This window comes from Mesorhizobium sp. M0145 (assembly GCF_040322355.1).
Taxonomy (GTDB): Bacteria; Pseudomonadota; Alphaproteobacteria; order Rhizobiales; family Rhizobiaceae; genus Mesorhizobium.
This window is the reverse complement of sequence record NZ_JAMYTK010000014.1, coordinates 38,183-54,637: the sequence shown is the minus strand read 5'-3', so window position 1 is coordinate 54,637 and position 16,455 is coordinate 38,183. Positions and strand designations below refer to the sequence as shown.

Here is a 16,455-nt window from a genome sequence, read left to right as displayed (position 1 = left end):
GGCGGGGATCTCTTGCGCGTCGACCTTTTCGACTTCGATCTGCCGGAGGAGCGCATCGCGCTTCGCCCAGCCGAGCCGCGCGACAGTGCCAGGATGCTGGTGGTCAGGCCGGGTGAGGGGCTCGAGGACCGGACAGTGCGCGACCTGCCGGCCCTGCTCAAGGCCGGTGATCTGCTGGTCTTCAACGACACCAAGGTCATTCCGGCACAATTGAAGGGCATCAGGCGGCGCGGCGAGGCGGCGGCGCAGGTCGAAGCCACGCTGCATATGCGGATGGCGCCCGACCGCTGGCTCGCCTTCATGCGTCCGGGCAAGCGCATCGCCGCCGGCGATCGCATCCATTTCGGTCATGACGCCAATTCCTGCTTTCTCGGCCAACTCGATGCGACCGTGATCGAGAAGGGAGAAGGTGGCGAGGTGCTGCTCGGCTTCGACCTGTCAGGTCCGTTCCTCGACGAGGCGCTGCATGCCGTCGGCCACATCCCGCTGCCGCCCTACATCGCTTCCAAGCGTGACGACGACGAACGCGACCGCAGCGATTACCAGACCATTTATGCCAAGGAGGAGGGCGCCGTGGCCGCGCCGACGGCAGGGCTGCATTTCACGCCGGAGCTGTTTGCGACGCTCGACGCCAAGGGCATAGAGCGCCGTTTCGTCACGCTGCATGTCGGCGCCGGTACGTTCCTGCCGGTGAAGGCGGACGACACCGCCGACCACAAGATGCACGCCGAAACCGGTTCGGTCAGCCCGGAAACCGCCGAAGCGCTGAATGCGGCGAAGGCAAAAGGAGGGCGCATTATCGCCGTCGGCACGACATCGCTGCGCTTGTTGGAGAGCGCGGCCGGCGAGGACGGCAGGCTGGCCGCATGGTCAGGCCCGACAGACATCTTCATCACGCCCGGCTATCGCTTCAAGACCGCAGACATGCTGATGACCAATTTCCATCTGCCGCGTTCGACTCTGTTCATGCTGGTTTCGGCCTTCTGCGGTTTGCAGACGATGCGCGCGGCCTATGCGCATGCGATCGAGAACCGCTACAGGTTTTATTCCTATGGAGACGCAAGTCTTCTGTTCAGGGAGGATACCGATGGACGATGACCTGGAAACCTTCGGCCGCGAAGCCTTGATTGCCGAGGTCAGGAAACTGCGCGCCGGAATCCGCCAACACCGCGACGCCACCGGCCATGATCTGTGCTGGCATCATCCCGACCTCTGGTCACTTTTGCCCGAAAAGACCGAGCCGGCGATTGCCGTGCCGCCGTGGCCGAAATTCATGCGCGGCTGCATCCGCTACCGGCAATCGCTCGACAAGCAGGCCCCGGACGCGCCGGTATTCGACAAGGAGTTCGATGGTTAGGGAATTCAATGACTGACGCATTCACCTTCAAGGTGCTGGCGACCGACGGCAGGGCGCGGCGTGGTGCAATCACCATGCCGCGCGGGGAAATCCGCACGCCTGCCTTCATGCCGGTCGGTACCGGCGGCACGGTGAAGGCCATGTATATGGATCAGGTGCGCGGCGTCGGCTCGGACATTATCCTCGGCAACACCTACCACCTGATGCTAAGACCCGGCGCCGAGCGCGTGGCGCGGCTCGGCGGCCTGCATGAATTCGCCCGCTGGCAGCATCCAATCCTGACCGACAGCGGCGGCTTCCAGGTGATGTCGCTGTCGAAGCTGCGGAAACTGACCGAGAACGGCGTGACCTTCCGTTCGCATATCGACGGCGGCGCCTACGAGATGTCGCCGGAGCGTTCGATAGAGATCCAGGGGCTGCTCGATTCCGACATCCAGATGCAGCTCGACGAATGCACGGCGCTGCCGGCCAAGCAGAACGAGATCGAGCGCGCCACGGAGTTGTCGTTGCGCTGGGCCGAGCGTTGCAAGACGGCATTCGGCGAGCAGCCCGGCAAGGCGATGTTCGGCATTGTGCAAGGCGGCGACGTGCCGGATCTGCGGCTGCGCTCGGCGCAGGCGCTGAAGGCAATGGAGCTGAAGGGCTATGCTATCGGCGGGCTGGCTGTCGGCGAGCCGCAAGCGGTGATGCTGGAGATGCTCGACATCACTTGCCCGGAGCTGCCGGCTGACCGGCCGCGCTACCTGATGGGCGTCGGCACCCCGGACGACATTTTGAAGTCGGTGGCGCGCGGCATCGACATGTTCGACTGCGTGATGCCGACGCGGGCAGGGCGCCACGGCCTTGCATACACACGGCGCGGCAAGGTCAATCTGCGCAACGCCCGCCATGCCGACGATCCGCGTCCGCTCGATGAGGAAAGCGACTGCCCGGCCGCACGCGACTATTCGCGGGCCTATCTGCACCATCTGGTGCGCTCGCAAGAGGCGCTTGGGGCGATGCTCCTGACCTGGAACAATCTGTCCTATTACCAGCAGCTGATGCGCGACATTCGTGAAGCGATCGAGGCTGGCAGGTTCGCCGAACAAGCCGAGATCATCACGCAGCAATGGGCAAACGGTGACCTCGCCGTCCGGTAGGCATGCTCGCCAGGAATCCGGCTCCAGGGAAGAGTTGCCCCTGCCATGAACTGTTTTGAAACGACTGCCTAATAAGCATTGCCGGACGACATCGGGCGAGGATCAAGAACCTGTTCGTTTCGGGGCAAGTTTCAGTTCCTGGCACGACGGTGCGGACGAACGGCATCGCCGAGCTTTCGCCTTCGACCCCCATCGCGGTTCAGCGATGGACGGCTGGGTCGTTGCTTGCGATTCTGGCGATCGCAGTGACCGGCCTGGTCTTGCGCTTGCTTGGCGCGCGCGGCGACCTTTGGCTGGACGAGATCTGGAGCTTTGCGCTGATCGAGCCGCTGACCTCGATCGACCAGATATTCTGGCGCGTCAATCACGACAACAATCATTTCCTCAACTCGGTCTATCTCTATCTCATTGGCCCCGATGCTTCGCCGCTGATCCAGCGAGGTCTGTCGATAGCATTAGGTGTTGCCACGATCGGTGCGGCGGCAGTGAGCGCCGCATCGCGCGGACGACAGGCGATGATTGCCACAAGCCTGTTGTTTGCCGTGAGCTACCCAATGATCCATTACGGCTCGGAGGCGCGCGGCTATGCCGGCCTTGTGCTGTTCACGCTGCTGTCGGTCGTTTTTCTGGAGCGCCGGCTCGACAGTAGACGGTGGTCTGGCGTGGCCTTGGCAGCGGCGATCCTTTTCGGCTTCCTGTGCCACCTCACCATGATCGGAATGGTGGCGGTCCTCGCAATATGGACCGCCTGGCTCGCCTGGCAGCGTACGGCGAAGGTCGGCCGTGTCGTTGCGGACCTGGCGTCGATCTTCCTGCCGGGCTTGCTTGCCGTGCTGCCGCTGGCTGTCGGCGTGTTTGTCGGCGGCAGGCTGTTCGGCTTCAGTGTCGGTGGTGTTTCGCCGTTCTCGATTGCCGCCTTCGCGCAGGGCTATGGCGGGATGATCCGCTCTCTGTTCGGGCTGCCACCCTGGTTCGGCGACGGGCCCTACATCGTTGCCGCCTGCTGTCTTGTCGGCCTCTCCGCCGGTGTCTGGCGCGGTCGTCGAGCCAGCCTTTATGCGATCGGGATTATCGGACTGCCTTTGCTCATGGCGGCGGCGCATCTGCCCAACCTTGAGTTCCCGCGCTATTTCATCATCAGCGGAACATTGCTGCTGCTCTGGGCCGGCGAGATGATTGGCCGCGGCCTGGATGCTCGCGGGACTGCCAGGCTGCTTGCGATGGGAGCGCTGGTGATCGTGGTGAGTGGCAGCATTTCGTCGCTGCTTCAGTTCTATCAATATGGACGCGGCTCCTACGCCGCTATCGTCGATGAAATGACCAGGAACGGCGCAACCACCTATGCCAGCGACGGTAATTTCCGCACCCCCATTGTCGTCAACTATTTTGCGGCGCGAATGGATCGTCGGGCATTGCTGGTTCCAGACGACGGGATGTGCATCGAACGGCCCGCCTGGCTGGTCCTCGAGGGGGACATGGACAAACAAGCCGAACATGTCGAACCGACGGCCGCATGCGCTCTGGCGTATGAACGGGCCGATGCGTCGAGGCATTGGGGGTTTTCAGGCCTGAGCTGGACGCTCTACCGGCGACAGGATTGAAACAGCTCTGCCCCTCCTCAAGCGCCCCTCAGGTGCTGAGCGACGTGGACGCACGCAGGCTGCAGCCGGTGATCCGAAAGCTGCCGTCAGGCTGTAGTTCGAGCGTGTAGACCGCCTCGTAGTCCTTGCCATCCGGGCCGACGATCAGCACTTGCTGGATGATCGACGTCGGGCTCGTCTCGCGAACCTTGCCGAAGGAGTAGGTCTGCGGTTGGCGCACCGGCGGATAGCCTTTTGTCACCATGTTCATGAAGGTATCGACGGTCGGAAAGATGCGTTTCACATTCGGTGCGGCAAAGCTGTAGGCCGTCATTCCGTCATTGGCGATGAAGGCCCTCAACTGCCCATCGATGACCGTCTGCGCCGCTTTGACTTCGGCGTCGCCAGCAAAGGCCTGGGATGCGAAAATGAATGGAACGACTGCGAATGCGAAAAACGCGCGGCGCATGGCCTGTCTCCGTTGTCCCTGAGAAATCGCTGCCTGAAGGTACATGATACCATACGCTTTGCAGTGCTTCAGGGTTTCAGCCGAGCGCAAACATTCGGCGTGGCAGTCCGTGTCCGAGCCGAGAAAGCATTGTCGAGGCGAGAACAGCCTGAGCGATTGCCGATGCTTGAAAGGCGAACGGCAGTCTGCCACAAGGGCCGCTCGATTATACCTAGAGCGTGCGATGTGAGCAGGACCAGGCAATGAAGGCATTTTTCGTGCAGATAAAGTGCGATCTGGGCAAGGCCTACGACGTTGCCAGCGCCCTGGCCGATGCCGAGATTGCTTCGGAAATCTACTCGACAGCCGGAAACTACGACCTGCTCGCCAAATTCTATGTCGACGACGAGGAAGACATCGGCCACTTCGTCAACGAGAAAGTGCAGATTCTCCCGGGCATCAAGGACACGTTCACGGTCGTCACCTTTCGCGCGTTTTGATCCGCATCCGGCATCTGCCCGGACACCAGGCAAAGCCTGATCAAGGCCCTATTGGTGCTGCCTTAATTTTAGGCAAGTGCGATATACTGATCGCCGGCGCCCAACAAATCACCGATTGCGCTTGATTTTCTCCAGCGAGGCCAGTGAAATGGCGCCACAGGGGAGTATGCGATTGGCAGCGTTCGATGAAATGCTTCCGGAAGTTTCCGGGCTGAGAAAACCGTATTCGGCTTACGATCGCTGGCTGAAGGAACAGGACCCGGCCAGACTTACCGAGAAGATGCAGGACGCCGAACGCGTCTTTCGCAAGACAGGCATCACTTTCGCCGTCTACGGCGAGCAGGAAGCATCGGAGCGGCTGATACCCTTCGATATCGTTCCGCGCATCATTTCGGGCAATGAATGGCGACGGCTGACGCAAGGCATCGAGCAGCGCGTCCAGGCGCTGAACGCCTTTCTCGACGACATCTACCACCGCCAGGAGATCTTGCGCGCCGGCCGGGTGCCGAAGGAGTTGATCGCCAAGAACGAGGCGTTCCTGCCCGAGATGATCGGGGTGCGGCCGCCGGCCGGCGTCTATACCCACATCATCGGCGTCGACATCGTACGCATCAGCGAGAACGAGTTCTACGTGCTGGAGGACAACGCGCGCACGCCGTCCGGCGTCTCCTACATGCTGGAGAATCGCGAGACGATGATGCAGCTCTTCCCCGAGCTGTTCCAGCAGATCAAGGTGCGGCCGGTTGAGAATTACCCGCAGCTCTTGCGCCAGTCGCTGGCGGCAGTGCGGCCGCAAAGCACCAAGGGCGCGCCGACCATTGCCGTGCTGACGCCGGGCAGCTTCAACTCAGCCTATTTCGAACATGCTTTCCTTGCCGACCAGATGGGCGTGCAGCTTGTCGAGGGGCAGGATCTGCGCGTCGTCGATGGCCATGTCGCGATGCGCACCACCGAGGGCTACAAGCAGATCGACGTGCTTTACCGTCGTGTCGACGACTCGTTCCTCGATCCGCTGACCTTCCGCCCCGACTCGGCACTTGGCGTACCGGGCATTATGGACGTCTACCGCGCCGGCAACATCACGATCGCCAATGCGCCGGGAACCGGCATCGCCGACGACAAGGCGATCTATTCGTACATGCCCGAGATCGTCGAATTCTACACCGGCCGCAAGGCGATGCTCGGCAACATCCCGACCTGGCGCTGCTCGGAGCCGGACAGCCTGAAATACGTGCTCGAGCACATCGATGAATTGGTTATCAAGGAGGTCCACGGGTCCGGCGGTTACGGCATGCTGGTCGGTCCGGCGGCGACCAAGAAGGAATGCGAGGATTTTTCCAAAAAGCTCGCGGCGAAACCGTCGAACTACATTGCTCAGCCGACGCTGGCGCTGTCGACCTGTCCGATCCTGACGGACAAGGGGCTGGCGCCGCGCCATGTCGATCTGCGCCCCTATGTGCTGGTTTCCGACCGTATCCAGATCGTGCCCGGCGGGCTGACCCGAGTAGCGCTCAAGGAAGGCTCGCTGGTCGTCAATTCCTCGCAAGGCGGGGGCACGAAGGATACGTGGGTGTTGGATGATTAGAGTGGAAGTAGCGAGTAGCGAATAGCGAATAGCGAATAGTGAATAGTGAATAGTGAATAGTGAATAGTGAATAGATAAGGATATGGGGTCGTTGATGTTGGTGAAATGCCCTGAAGTGAAGCGCGCGGAATCGTGCCCTGGAATCTGGATAGTCACCATTCACCATTCACCTTTCACTATTCACCACAGGACCGCCTGACATGCTTCTCGGCCGCACCGCCAACGGGCTCTACTGGATGAACCGCTACATCGAGCGGGCGGAAAACATGGCGCGATTGGTGGATGCCGGCCTGCGCATGGCGCTGACTCGTACCCAGAACGCTTCGGAGGAGTGGAATTCGGTGCTGCTCAGCGCCGGTTCAGACGCCAGCTTCACGCAGAAATATTCCGACTACACCGCCGCCAATGTCGCCGACTATCTGCTGCGCGACACATCGAACCCGTCGAGCACGATGTCGTCTATCGAAACGGCCCGTAACAATGCCCGCATGGTGCGCACGGCACTGACGCGTGAAACCTGGGAAAGCATCAACGAAGCCTGGATGTCGCTGAAGCGGATGCTGGCCAAGCCGATCGACGAGCGCGACCTGCCCAACGCACTCGACGCAATCAAGCGCGAGACGGCGCTGATCCGCGGCTCGTTCTACGGCACGATGCTGCGCAACGAGATTTTCGATTTCTCGCAGCTCGGCACTTATGTCGAACGCGCCGACAACACCGCGCGTATCCTGGATGTGAAATACTACGTGCTGTTGCCGTCGATCTCCTGGGTCGGCTCGACGCTCGACAACTACCAGTGGGAATCGATCCTGCGCTCGGTGTCGGCGCACCGTTCCTATCGCTGGGTCTATGATGCCGACTACAAGCCGAGCAACATCGCCGATTATCTGATCCTCAACGTCCGCATGCCGCGCTCGCTGACCTTTTGCTACCGCTTCCTGACGGAGCATCTCAAATTCCTGGGTGACGACTATGGGGAGCGCCACGCCTGTCATGCAACGGCTTCCAAGACTCAGGCCATGCTGACGGCCGGGTCGATCAAGGATATTTTCGACGCCGGCCTGCACGAATTCCTGGCCAATTTCATCCGCGACAACACCAGGCTCGGCGACGAGATCGCGCAGGATTACAGGTTCTATTGAGCATGATCCAAAAAAGCGGAGATCGGTTTTCGGAAAAGCTCATGCTCCAGGGACGAGAGCGATGCGGCTGAAGATCACCCACCGAACCGAATACCGCTACGATGCGCCGGTGCACTATCTGTTGCAGCGTTTGCGGCTGCTCCCGGTGAACGGGCGCACCCAGACGGTACTGTCCTGGGCGCTGAAGATCGAAGGCGCACGCGAGGAAGTGCGCTTCACCGACCATTTCGGCAATGATACCCGGCTGTTGAGCGTCGAGGGCGAGCGCGACTTCATCACCGTCGAAGCAGCCGGCGAAGTGGTGACGCGCGACACCGCTGGCGTCTGCGGACCGCACCAGGGTTTCGCGCCGCTCTGGCTGTTCGGCCAGGAAACGCCGCTGACGACGATCGGCAGCGGCATTCGCGAGCTTGCTGCCTCCGTCGGCAAGGGTACCGACATCGAAAGGCTGCACCGGTTGATGGCGGTGATCGGCGAGCGCGTCGCTTATACGCCGGACACCACCAACGTGACGACGCCGGCCGAAGAGGCCCTGGCGCTCAAGACCGGCGTTTGCCAGGACCACAGCCACATCTTCGTTGCCGCGGCGCGTGCCATGGATTTTCCGGCCCGCTATATCAGCGGCTACCTGATGATGGATGCGGCCATCGAGCAGGCGGCAAGCCACGCTTGGGCCGAGGCGCATGTCTCGGGCCTCGGCTGGGTCGCCTTCGATGTCGCCAACGGCATTTCTCCGGACGAGCGTTATGTGAAGGTGGCGACCGGCCGCGATTATCGCGACGCCACGCCGGTATCTGGAATTCGGCTGGGACAGGCGGAAGAACAGCTTGCGGTCACCGTCACCGTGGAGCAGTAATCCCCGGCAAGATTGTTGCCAAAGAGATTCGATGACCTATTGCGTCGGCCTGAAGATCGATCGCGGGCTCGTGTTCATGTCGGACACGCGCACCAACGCCGGCATGGATTCGATTTCGACCTTCAGGAAGATGCATGTCTGGGAAGAGCCGGGCGAGCGCGTCATCGTTTTGATGTCGGCCGGCAATCTGGCGACGACGCAGGCCGTGGTCAGCCTGCTCGACGAACGCACCAAGGCAGTGGCGGAGCGCCGTGCCACGCTGCTCGAAACGCCCTCCATGTACCAGACAGTCCGGTTGGTCGGAGACACCGTCAAGGAGGTCATCGCCAGTTCGTCGCCGGCGGGCGAAAAGGCGGATTCCTACTTCAACGCCTCCTTCATCCTCGGCGGTCAGATCAAGGGCAGCGCGCCGCGCCTGTTCATGATCTATCCGGAAGGCAATTTCATCGAATCGACCGACGACACGCCGTTCTTCCAGATCGGTGAGACCAAATACGGCAAGCCGATCATTATCCGCGCTTATGAAAGGACGATGAGTTTCGCCGAGACGGTGAAATTGCTGCTGGTGTCGTTCGACTCGACGCTGAAGTCGAACCTGTCGGTCGGCCTGCCGCTCGACCTGCTGTTCTATGAAAAGGACACTTTCAAGGTCGGCCTCAAAAAGCGAATAACCCAGGACGATCAATATTATCGTACGATCTCGGATAGCTGGTCGAACGCGCTGAAGACCGCCTTTGCCAGTCTGCCTGATTTTCCCGAATGAAAACCTTCGTTTTTCGTGCTCTTTGATCGCGGCTCGATGAGGCGCCACGGAGGCGAAGATGAATAGCAACGAATTCCGCGAGTGGTCGCTGCGAGCGGCTGAATGGGGCGTCGACTACAGAAACAGCCTTCGCGAGAGACCGGTGCGGCCGCTTGTCGAGCCGGGCGAAATCTTCAAAAGCGTCGATGCCGCGCCGCCGGAAGACGGTGAAACGATGCAGGCAATCTTCGCCGATTTCGAACAAAAGATCCTGCCTGGCATGACGCACTGGCAGCATCCGCGTTTCTTCGCCTATTTCCCGGCCAATGCGGCACCGGTCTCCGTCGTGGCCGAGTATCTGGTTTCCGCGATGGCCGCGCAATGCATGCTCTGGCAGACCTCGCCGGCGGCAACCGAGCTCGAGACGCGTGTCGTCGACTGGATGCGGCAGGCGCTTGGTTTGCCGGAGGGATTCTCCGGCGTCATGCAGGATTCGGCTTCGTCGGCGACGCTTGCCGCCGTGCTGACCATGCGCGAGCGCGCGCTCGACTGGCAAGGCAACAAGAACGGCTTGCAAGGGCAGCCGGTCGTGAGGGTCTATTCTTCCGACCAGGTCCATACTTCCATCGACCGGGCGATCTGGGTGTCGGGCATCGGCGAGGCGAACCTCGTGCGCATTCCGGTCGCCGGACCCTTCCGCGCCATGCAGACGGCGGCTCTGGAAGCCGCGATCGTTACCGACCGCGAAAACGGCATGCTGCCGGCGGGCATCATCGCCAGCGTCGGCGGCACAAGTACCGGCGGCACCGACAATGTGGCGGCTGTTGCCGAGGTGGCGAAGCGGCACGGGCTCTACCTGCATGTCGATGCCGCATGGGCCGGCTCCGCCATGATCTGCCCCGAGTTCCGGCATTTCTGGACCGGCGCCGAAAATGCCGATTCCATCGTCTTCAACCCGCATAAATGGTTGGGGGCACAGTTCGATTGCTCGATGCAGTTCATCCGCCAGCCGGAAGACCTGGTCCGCACGCTGGCGATCAAGCCCGAATTCCTCAAGACGCATGGCCGCGACGGGGTCATCAACTACTCCGAATGGTCGGTGCCGCTCGGACGGAGGTTCCGCGCGCTGAAACTTTGGTTCCTGCTGCGTGCGCATGGCTTGGAAAATCTGCGGAACATGATCCGCAACCATGTCGCCTGGAGCGAGAGCCTCGCCGCGCGGCTGGCTCGGGAACCGGATTTCGAGATCGTCACGGAACCGATGCTGTCGCTATTCTCATTCCGCCATCTCGCGGCTGCGGCCATCGACTCTGACGAGCACAATTTGCGGCTGGTCAGCGCGATCAACGATGACGGCCGCATCTACCTGACGCAGACCCGGGTGGACGGGCAGGTGGCGATCCGCTTTCAGGTCGGGCAGTTCGAAACGACTGCGGCGGACGTCGATACTGCTTTCGAGGTCATCACTGAGATCGCGCGGGGGCTGAGTTGATAGCCTCGTCGAGATTGCGCCGGAGCTTTTCTCTCTGCAGTCGCCCGATTTTCATTAGCCGGCCCATACCTGTTCATGGCTTTCGTTTTCAGCTATAGACGAGAAAAACGAAAATGAGAGGTTTGCTAGATGTATCTGTCGCCGCGTCATTCCGAAATCATCCAGATGGCCAAGGACCATGGCCGCGTACTGGTCGAGGAGCTGGCGACGCATTTCAACGTGACGCCGCAGACGATCCGCAAGGATCTCAACGATCTCTGCGACCAGCGGCTTTTGTCCCGCATCCATGGCGGGGCATTGTTCCCCTCCGGCATCGAGAACATGGAATATGAGGCTCGGCGCAAGATCGCCGCCGAGGAGAAGGAGGCGATCGGCCGCGCAGCAGCCCGGCTGATCCCCGACAACGCGTCTCTGTTCATCAATATCGGGACAACGACGGAAGCTGTCAGCAAGTCGCTGCTCGATCACAGCGGCCTGATGGTCATCACCAATAACATCAATGTTGCCAACAGGATGCGCATATATCCTTCGATCGAGGTGGTGATCGCCGGCGGTGTCGTGCGCGGTTCCGACGGTGGTGTGGTCGGCGAGGCCGCGGTCGATTTCATCAGGCAGTTCAAGGTCGATTTTGCGGTGATCGGCGCCTCGGCCATCGACCATGACGGCGCACTGCTCGACTTCGATTTTCGCGAGGTGAAGGTGGCTCAGGCGATCATCGCCAACGCCCGACATGTGATCCTGGTGTCGGACCAGACCAAATTCGAGCGCACCGCGCCCGTCCGCATCGGCCATCTGTCGCAGGTCAACACCTTTATTACCGATCGTTGCGACATCCCGTCGGTGCGTAAGATCTGCCAGGAGGCAGAAGTTCAGCTGATCGAAACGTCGCTCTCCTAGAGATGCCGTAGCGGCATCTTCCGCCTATCATATTTCGTTTGACATTCGTTATCATTTCGAAATAATTCCTCGACGGTTTCGCAAGAACCCAAAAATGCTGCAATGCGAAATCGAGGGAGGATTCTTTGAGCGCATCACCGATTCATGACATTTTCGTCATCGGTGGCGGCATCAATGGCTGCGGCATCGCCCGCGATGCCGTTGGACGTGGCTTTTCGGTTTTTCTTGCCGAGATGAGCGATCTGGCCAGCGGGACCTCTTCCGGCTCGACCAAACTGATCCACGGCGGCTTGCGGTATCTCGAATTCTACGAATTCCGTCTGGTGCGCGAAGCGTTGATGGAACGCGAGGTCCTGTGGAAGAACGCGCCGCATATCATCTGGCCGATGCGCTTCGTGCTGCCATACGCCAAGGGACTGCGTCCGGCCTGGCTCATCCGGCTCGGGCTTTTCCTCTACGACCATATTGGCGGGCGCAAATTGCTGCCGCCGACGAAAACGCTGGACATGGCCAAGGATCCGGCCGGCAAGCCGCTGAAGCCGCTGTTTCGAAAGGCGTTCGAATATTCGGACGGTTGGGTCAACGATGCCCGGCTGGTTGTGTTGAACGCCCGCGACGCTGCCGAGCGCGGCGCAACCATTCGAACCCGAACAAAGGTCGTCAGCGCACGCCGCGAAGGCAATTTCTGGACGGTCAGGCTTGAAAATGTGCGGACCGGCGATACCGAGGAGGTCAAGGCGCGGCTGCTGGTCAATGCCGCCGGCCCGTGGGTCGATCAGGTGCTGTCGGCCACCGTCGGTTTGAACGACGTGCACAATGTCCGCCTCGTACAAGGCAGCCATATCGTCGTGGGCAAGAAATTCGACGACCCACGCGCCTATTTCTTTCAGAACAAGGACGGGCGCATCATTTTCGCCATCCCTTACGAGGACGAATTCACGCTCATCGGCACGACCGACCGTGACTATCCCGGCGATCCGCACAACGTCAGGATCAATGACGCCGAGATCGACTATCTCTGCGCTGCGGCAAGCGAATATTTCGCGCAGCCGGTCAAGCCGTCGGATATCGTCTGGACCTATTCCGCGGTGCGACCGCTCTACGACGATGGCGCCTCAAAGGCGCAGGAAGCCACCCGAGACTATGTGCTGAAGGCCGATGGAGGCGAGGGTGCCGCCCCGATCGTCAACGCCTTTGGCGGCAAGATCACGACCTACCGCCGATTGTCGGAATCGATGCTCGAGAAGATCGAGGGTTTTCTCGGCAAGCGCGGCAAACCATGGACGGCAAACGCGCCGCTGCCCGGCGGTGACTTTCCCGTCACCGGCTTCGATGCCGAGGTGGCGAAACTGAAAACGGCGTACCCGTTCCTCGACGCCCGGCTGGCCCGCCGGTTGACCCGGCTCTACGGCACCCGCGCAAGGAAGCTGCTGGGCCTCGCCAAGTCGAACGTCGATCTTGGCCGCAACTTCGGCGCCGATCTCTACGAAGCCGAGGTGCGCTACCTAGTCGAAAACGAATGGGCGATGACTGCCGAGGATGTATTGTGGCGCCGGACCAAGCGCGGCCTGCGTCTCAGCCGTGAGCAGGCGGCAGTGCTCGACGAGTTCATGCGCGGAATAAGCCGGCAGCACGTAGCGGCTGCCGAATAGGAACGGCCGACTGATGCAGAAAGCCTGGGAGGAGGCATCATGCTTGAACTGAGAAACGTGACGAAGACGGTGGGTGCGGCGGAACATATCCGCGACGTCTCGCTGACGCTTCAGCACGGCTCGCTCAACGTCCTGCTCGGGCCGACGCTCTCCGGCAAGACCAGCCTGATGCGGCTGATGGCGGGCCTCGACGTGCCGACCTCGGGCTCGGTCTGGTTCGATGGCAAGGATGTCACCGGCATGCCGGTGCAAAGGCGCAACGTCGCCATGGTCTACCAGCAATTCATCAATTATCCGGCGATGACGGTCTACGAAAACATCGCCTCACCGCTGCGGGTGGCCGGCACGGATCAGGCAACGATCGACAGGGGGGTGCGCAATGCTGCCGCCCTTCTCAAACTAACGCCCTATCTCGACCGGACGCCTCTCAGTCTGTCGGGCGGCCAGCAGCAGCGCACCGCGCTGGCCCGCGCCATCGTCAAGAATGCCAGCCTCGTGCTGCTCGACGAGCCGCTCGCCAATCTCGACTACAAGCTGCGTGAAGAATTACGCGCGGAACTGCCGAAAGTCTTCGCGGCCGCCGGTACAATCTTTGTTTATGCCACGACCGAGCCGCACGAGGCCTTGCTGCTCGGCGGCAACACGGCAACGCTTTCCGAGGGCAGCATCACCCAGTTCGGGCCGACCATCGAAGTGTTCCGCAAACCGGTCGATCTGGTGACGGCGAGAACCTTCGCCGATCCGCCGCTCAACACCATCGTGCTTGCCAAGAAGGGCCTGGATTTCCTGCTCGAGGGCGGCGTGAAATTGCCGGTGCCGGCGGAACTCTTCGGCATTGCCGATGCGATCTATACGATCGGCTTCCAGCCGCATCATCTGTCCCTCGATCGGCCCAACGCCGCCGCAGTGCCGGTGCGCGCAAAGGTGACGATCACTGAGATCACCGGATCGGAAAGCTTCATCCATCTCGATTTTGCCGATGCGCGCTGGGTCATGCTGACCCACGGCATTCGCGACTTCGAGCCGGACGAGGAGGTCGAGGTGTTCATCGACCCGCGCCACATCATGGTCTTCGACGAGCACGGCCGCGCCGTGGCCGCGCCGAAGCTGGCGGCTTAGGAGGAAGCGATGGCGCGCATCGATGTCAATCATATCCGCCACTCCTATCTGCAGAACCCGCGCACGGATGCCGATTTCGCGCTGAAGGAAGTGCACCACACGTTCGAGGATGGCGGCGCTTATGCGCTGCTCGGCCCATCCGGCTGCGGCAAGACCACGCTGCTCAACATCATTTCGGGATTGCTGCATCCGTCGCATGGCCAGCTGCTGTTCAACGGCAGGGACGTGACCAATCTGTCGACCCAAGAGCGCAACATTGCCCAGGTCTTCCAGTTCCCGGTGATCTACGACACGATGACCGTCTACGACAATCTGGCATTCCCGCTGCGCAATCGCGGCGTGCCGGAGGCCGACGTCGACCGCAAGGTGCGCGAGACGCTGGAGATGACCGGGCTGGCCGATATGGCCAAACGAAAGGCGCGCGGACTGACCGCCGACCAGAAGCAGAAAATCTCGCTCGGACGCGGGCTGGTGCGCTCCGACGTCAATGCTATCCTGTTCGACGAGCCTTTGACCGTCATCGACCCGCATATGAAATGGGTGCTGCGCTCGCAGTTGAAGCAGCTTCACCGCCGCTTCGGCTACACCATGGTCTATGTCACGCACGACCAGACCGAGGCGTTGACCTTCGCCGACAGGGTAGTCGTCATGTATGACGGCGAAATCGTGCAGATCGGCACACCGGCGGAGCTGTTCGAGCGCCCGCGCCACACCTTTGTTGGCTATTTCATCGGCTCGCCCGGCATGAATGTCATGCCGGTGGCGATCGACGGCAAGACAGCCAAGCTGGGCTCGCAGCAGATCGAACTGCCGGGCGTGCCCAAGGCGGGCGGCGGCGCCATCGAGCTCGGCATTCGTCCCGAATATGTGCGCCTGGGCAGCCAGGGCATGGCCGTCCGGGTCAGCAAGGTCGAGGACGTCGGCCGCCACAAGGTGGTCCGTGCCAATCTCGAAGGACGCGAGATCGCCGCCGTCATCGGCGAGGACGAAACAGTTCCGGCTGATCCGAAGGTGCGGTTCGACCCGGCCGGCATCAACATCTATGCCGATTCCTGGCGCGTCGAGATGGGAGCCTGAAGTGGAAAAGACCTGGAACAACAGAGCCTGGTTCCTGGTGCTGCCGGTGCTGCTGCTGGTGGCGTTCTCGGCGGTCATACCGCTGATGACGGTCGTCAATTATTCGGTGCAGGACACTTTCGGCAATAACGTCTTCTTCTGGGCCGGCACGGAATGGTTCGAGGAACTGCTTTCCTCCAGCCGCTTCTGGCAGGCGATGATCCGCAACCTTGTCTTCTCCTTCATCATCCTGGCGATCGAAGTGCCGCTCGGCATCTTCATTGCGCTCAATATGCCGAAGAAGGGTTGGGGCGTGCCTGTTTGCCTTGTTTTGATGGCGTTGCCGCTGCTGATCCCGTGGAACGTCGTCGGCACCATCTGGCAGGTGTTCGGGCGCAACGACATTGGCCTGCTCGGCTATTATGTCAACGCGCTCGGCATCGACTATAATTATGTGCAAGACCCATATGACGCCTGGGTCACGGTCATCATCATGGACGTCTGGCATTGGACCAGCCTCGTCGTTCTGCTCTGCTATGCCGGCCTGGTCTCGATCCCGGATGCCTTTTATCAGGCGGCCAAGATCGACGGTGCCTCGCGATGGGCGGTGTTCCGTTACATCCAGCTGCCGAAGATGAACCGCGTGCTGCTGATCGCCGTGCTGCTGCGCTTTATGGATAGCTTCATGATCTACACCGAACCGTTCGTGGTGACCGGCGGCGGACCCGGCAACTCGACGACCTTTCTTTCGATCGATCTCGTCAAGACGGCGCTCGGCCAGTTCGACCTCGGCCCGGCGGCGGCGATGTCGCTGGTCTACTTCCTTATCGTCCTGTTGTTGTCATGGGTGTTCTACACCGTGATGACCAATTACGACGCGGAGCGCTGAG

Annotated in this window: 16 protein-coding genes; 15 read left to right on the top strand and 1 reads right to left on the bottom strand. The window is 61.2% G+C overall.

The window, feature by feature from the left end; translation table 11 throughout:
* Positions 1–12: 12 nt before the first annotated feature.
* The 4 genes from queA (at position 13) to NKJ28_RS20160 (ending at position 4,097) form a co-directional block, all read left to right on the top strand.
* Positions 13–1,098: a tRNA preQ1(34) S-adenosylmethionine ribosyltransferase-isomerase QueA gene (queA, locus tag NKJ28_RS20175; RefSeq protein ID WP_352455714.1), complete on the top strand. Its 1,086-nt coding sequence runs from the start codon at positions 13–15 to the stop codon at positions 1,096–1,098.
* Positions 1,088–1,357, top strand: a complete 270-nt coding sequence (locus tag NKJ28_RS20170; protein WP_023674879.1) for a hypothetical protein — start codon at positions 1,088–1,090, stop codon at positions 1,355–1,357. Before queA ends, NKJ28_RS20170 begins: the two co-directional genes overlap by 11 nt.
* Before the next feature lie 8 nt (positions 1,358–1,365).
* Entirely contained in the window at positions 1,366–2,496 is a 1,131-nt protein-coding gene (gene tgt / locus NKJ28_RS20165) for a tRNA guanosine(34) transglycosylase Tgt (RefSeq protein WP_352636770.1), read from the top strand.
* A gap of 221 nt (positions 2,497–2,717) precedes the next feature.
* The gene (locus NKJ28_RS20160) at positions 2,718–4,097 is read left to right on the top strand and encodes a glycosyltransferase family protein (protein ID WP_352636769.1); all 1,380 of its coding nucleotides are present in this window, start codon (positions 2,718–2,720) and stop codon (positions 4,095–4,097) included.
* 28 nt (positions 4,098–4,125) lie between these two features.
* Here the strand turns inward: NKJ28_RS20160 and NKJ28_RS20155 are convergent, their stop codons facing one another.
* A complete protein-coding gene (locus NKJ28_RS20155) occupies positions 4,126–4,545 on the bottom strand; it encodes a DUF4864 domain-containing protein (RefSeq protein WP_352455762.1) in 420 nt (139 codons plus the stop codon).
* Positions 4,546–4,787: 242 nt separating this feature from the next.
* Between NKJ28_RS20155 and NKJ28_RS20150 the strand changes: the two genes are divergently transcribed.
* The 11 genes from NKJ28_RS20150 to NKJ28_RS20100 all read left to right on the top strand — a co-directional run bounded on the left by NKJ28_RS20150 (position 4,788) and on the right by NKJ28_RS20100 (position 16,454).
* Complete coding sequence (locus NKJ28_RS20150; protein ID WP_023674883.1) at positions 4,788–5,024, top strand: Lrp/AsnC ligand binding domain-containing protein; 237 nt, start codon at positions 4,788–4,790, stop codon at positions 5,022–5,024.
* A 172-nt stretch (positions 5,025–5,196) separates the two neighbouring features.
* Positions 5,197–6,609 (top strand): circularly permuted type 2 ATP-grasp protein, encoded by a 1,413-nt coding sequence (locus NKJ28_RS20145; RefSeq protein ID WP_352448777.1) that lies wholly within the window; start codon positions 5,197–5,199, stop codon positions 6,607–6,609.
* Between the two features lie 200 nt (positions 6,610–6,809).
* Positions 6,810–7,751: an alpha-E domain-containing protein gene (locus NKJ28_RS20140; RefSeq protein WP_352593481.1), complete on the top strand. Its 942-nt coding sequence runs from the start codon at positions 6,810–6,812 to the stop codon at positions 7,749–7,751.
* A gap of 61 nt (positions 7,752–7,812) precedes the next feature.
* Positions 7,813–8,607: a transglutaminase family protein gene (locus NKJ28_RS20135; RefSeq protein WP_352455718.1), complete on the top strand. Its 795-nt coding sequence runs from the start codon at positions 7,813–7,815 to the stop codon at positions 8,605–8,607.
* 31 nt (positions 8,608–8,638) lie between these two features.
* Positions 8,639–9,370 carry a proteasome-type protease gene (locus NKJ28_RS20130; RefSeq protein WP_254817354.1) on the top strand — a complete coding sequence of 244 codons (732 nt, stop codon included), beginning with the start codon at positions 8,639–8,641 and terminating at the stop codon, positions 9,368–9,370.
* Positions 9,371–9,428: 58 nt separating this feature from the next.
* Entirely contained in the window at positions 9,429–10,841 is a 1,413-nt protein-coding gene (locus NKJ28_RS20125) for a pyridoxal phosphate-dependent decarboxylase family protein (protein WP_352636768.1), read from the top strand.
* A 129-nt stretch (positions 10,842–10,970) separates the two neighbouring features.
* Positions 10,971–11,738, top strand: a complete 768-nt coding sequence (locus NKJ28_RS20120; RefSeq protein WP_023674889.1) for a DeoR/GlpR family DNA-binding transcription regulator — start codon at positions 10,971–10,973, stop codon at positions 11,736–11,738.
* Between the two features lie 125 nt (positions 11,739–11,863).
* Positions 11,864–13,390: a glycerol-3-phosphate dehydrogenase gene (gene glpD, locus NKJ28_RS20115; protein ID WP_352636767.1), complete on the top strand. Its 1,527-nt coding sequence runs from the start codon at positions 11,864–11,866 to the stop codon at positions 13,388–13,390.
* Between the two features lie 39 nt (positions 13,391–13,429).
* The gene (locus tag NKJ28_RS20110) at positions 13,430–14,509 is read left to right on the top strand and encodes an ABC transporter ATP-binding protein (RefSeq protein ID WP_352636766.1); all 1,080 of its coding nucleotides are present in this window, start codon (positions 13,430–13,432) and stop codon (positions 14,507–14,509) included.
* A 9-nt stretch (positions 14,510–14,518) separates the two neighbouring features.
* Complete coding sequence (locus NKJ28_RS20105; RefSeq protein WP_352455722.1) at positions 14,519–15,586, top strand: ABC transporter ATP-binding protein; 1,068 nt, start codon at positions 14,519–14,521, stop codon at positions 15,584–15,586.
* Between the two features lies 1 nt (position 15,587).
* The gene (locus NKJ28_RS20100) at positions 15,588–16,454 is read left to right on the top strand and encodes a carbohydrate ABC transporter permease (protein ID WP_023674893.1); all 867 of its coding nucleotides are present in this window, start codon (positions 15,588–15,590) and stop codon (positions 16,452–16,454) included.
* Position 16,455 lies beyond the last annotated feature (1 nt).

Coding starts and splice junctions, on each gene's coding strand:
- NKJ28_RS20170 (WP_023674879.1), top strand. CDS start 1,088: ATGGACGATGACCTGGAAACCTTCGGCCGCGAAGCCTTGATTGCCGAG.
- tgt (WP_352636770.1), top strand. CDS start 1,366: ATGACTGACGCATTCACCTTCAAGGTGCTGGCGACCGACGGCAGGGCG.
- NKJ28_RS20155 (WP_352455762.1), bottom strand. CDS start 4,545: ATGCGCCGCGCGTTTTTCGCATTCGCAGTCGTTCCATTCATTTTCGCA.
- NKJ28_RS20150 (WP_023674883.1), top strand. CDS start 4,788: ATGAAGGCATTTTTCGTGCAGATAAAGTGCGATCTGGGCAAGGCCTAC.
- NKJ28_RS20140 (WP_352593481.1), top strand. CDS start 6,810: ATGCTTCTCGGCCGCACCGCCAACGGGCTCTACTGGATGAACCGCTAC.
- NKJ28_RS20135 (WP_352455718.1), top strand. CDS start 7,813: ATGCGGCTGAAGATCACCCACCGAACCGAATACCGCTACGATGCGCCG.
- NKJ28_RS20130 (WP_254817354.1), top strand. CDS start 8,639: ATGACCTATTGCGTCGGCCTGAAGATCGATCGCGGGCTCGTGTTCATG.
- NKJ28_RS20125 (WP_352636768.1), top strand. CDS start 9,429: ATGAATAGCAACGAATTCCGCGAGTGGTCGCTGCGAGCGGCTGAATGG.
- NKJ28_RS20120 (WP_023674889.1), top strand. CDS start 10,971: ATGTATCTGTCGCCGCGTCATTCCGAAATCATCCAGATGGCCAAGGAC.
- NKJ28_RS20110 (WP_352636766.1), top strand. CDS start 13,430: ATGCTTGAACTGAGAAACGTGACGAAGACGGTGGGTGCGGCGGAACAT.
- NKJ28_RS20105 (WP_352455722.1), top strand. CDS start 14,519: ATGGCGCGCATCGATGTCAATCATATCCGCCACTCCTATCTGCAGAAC.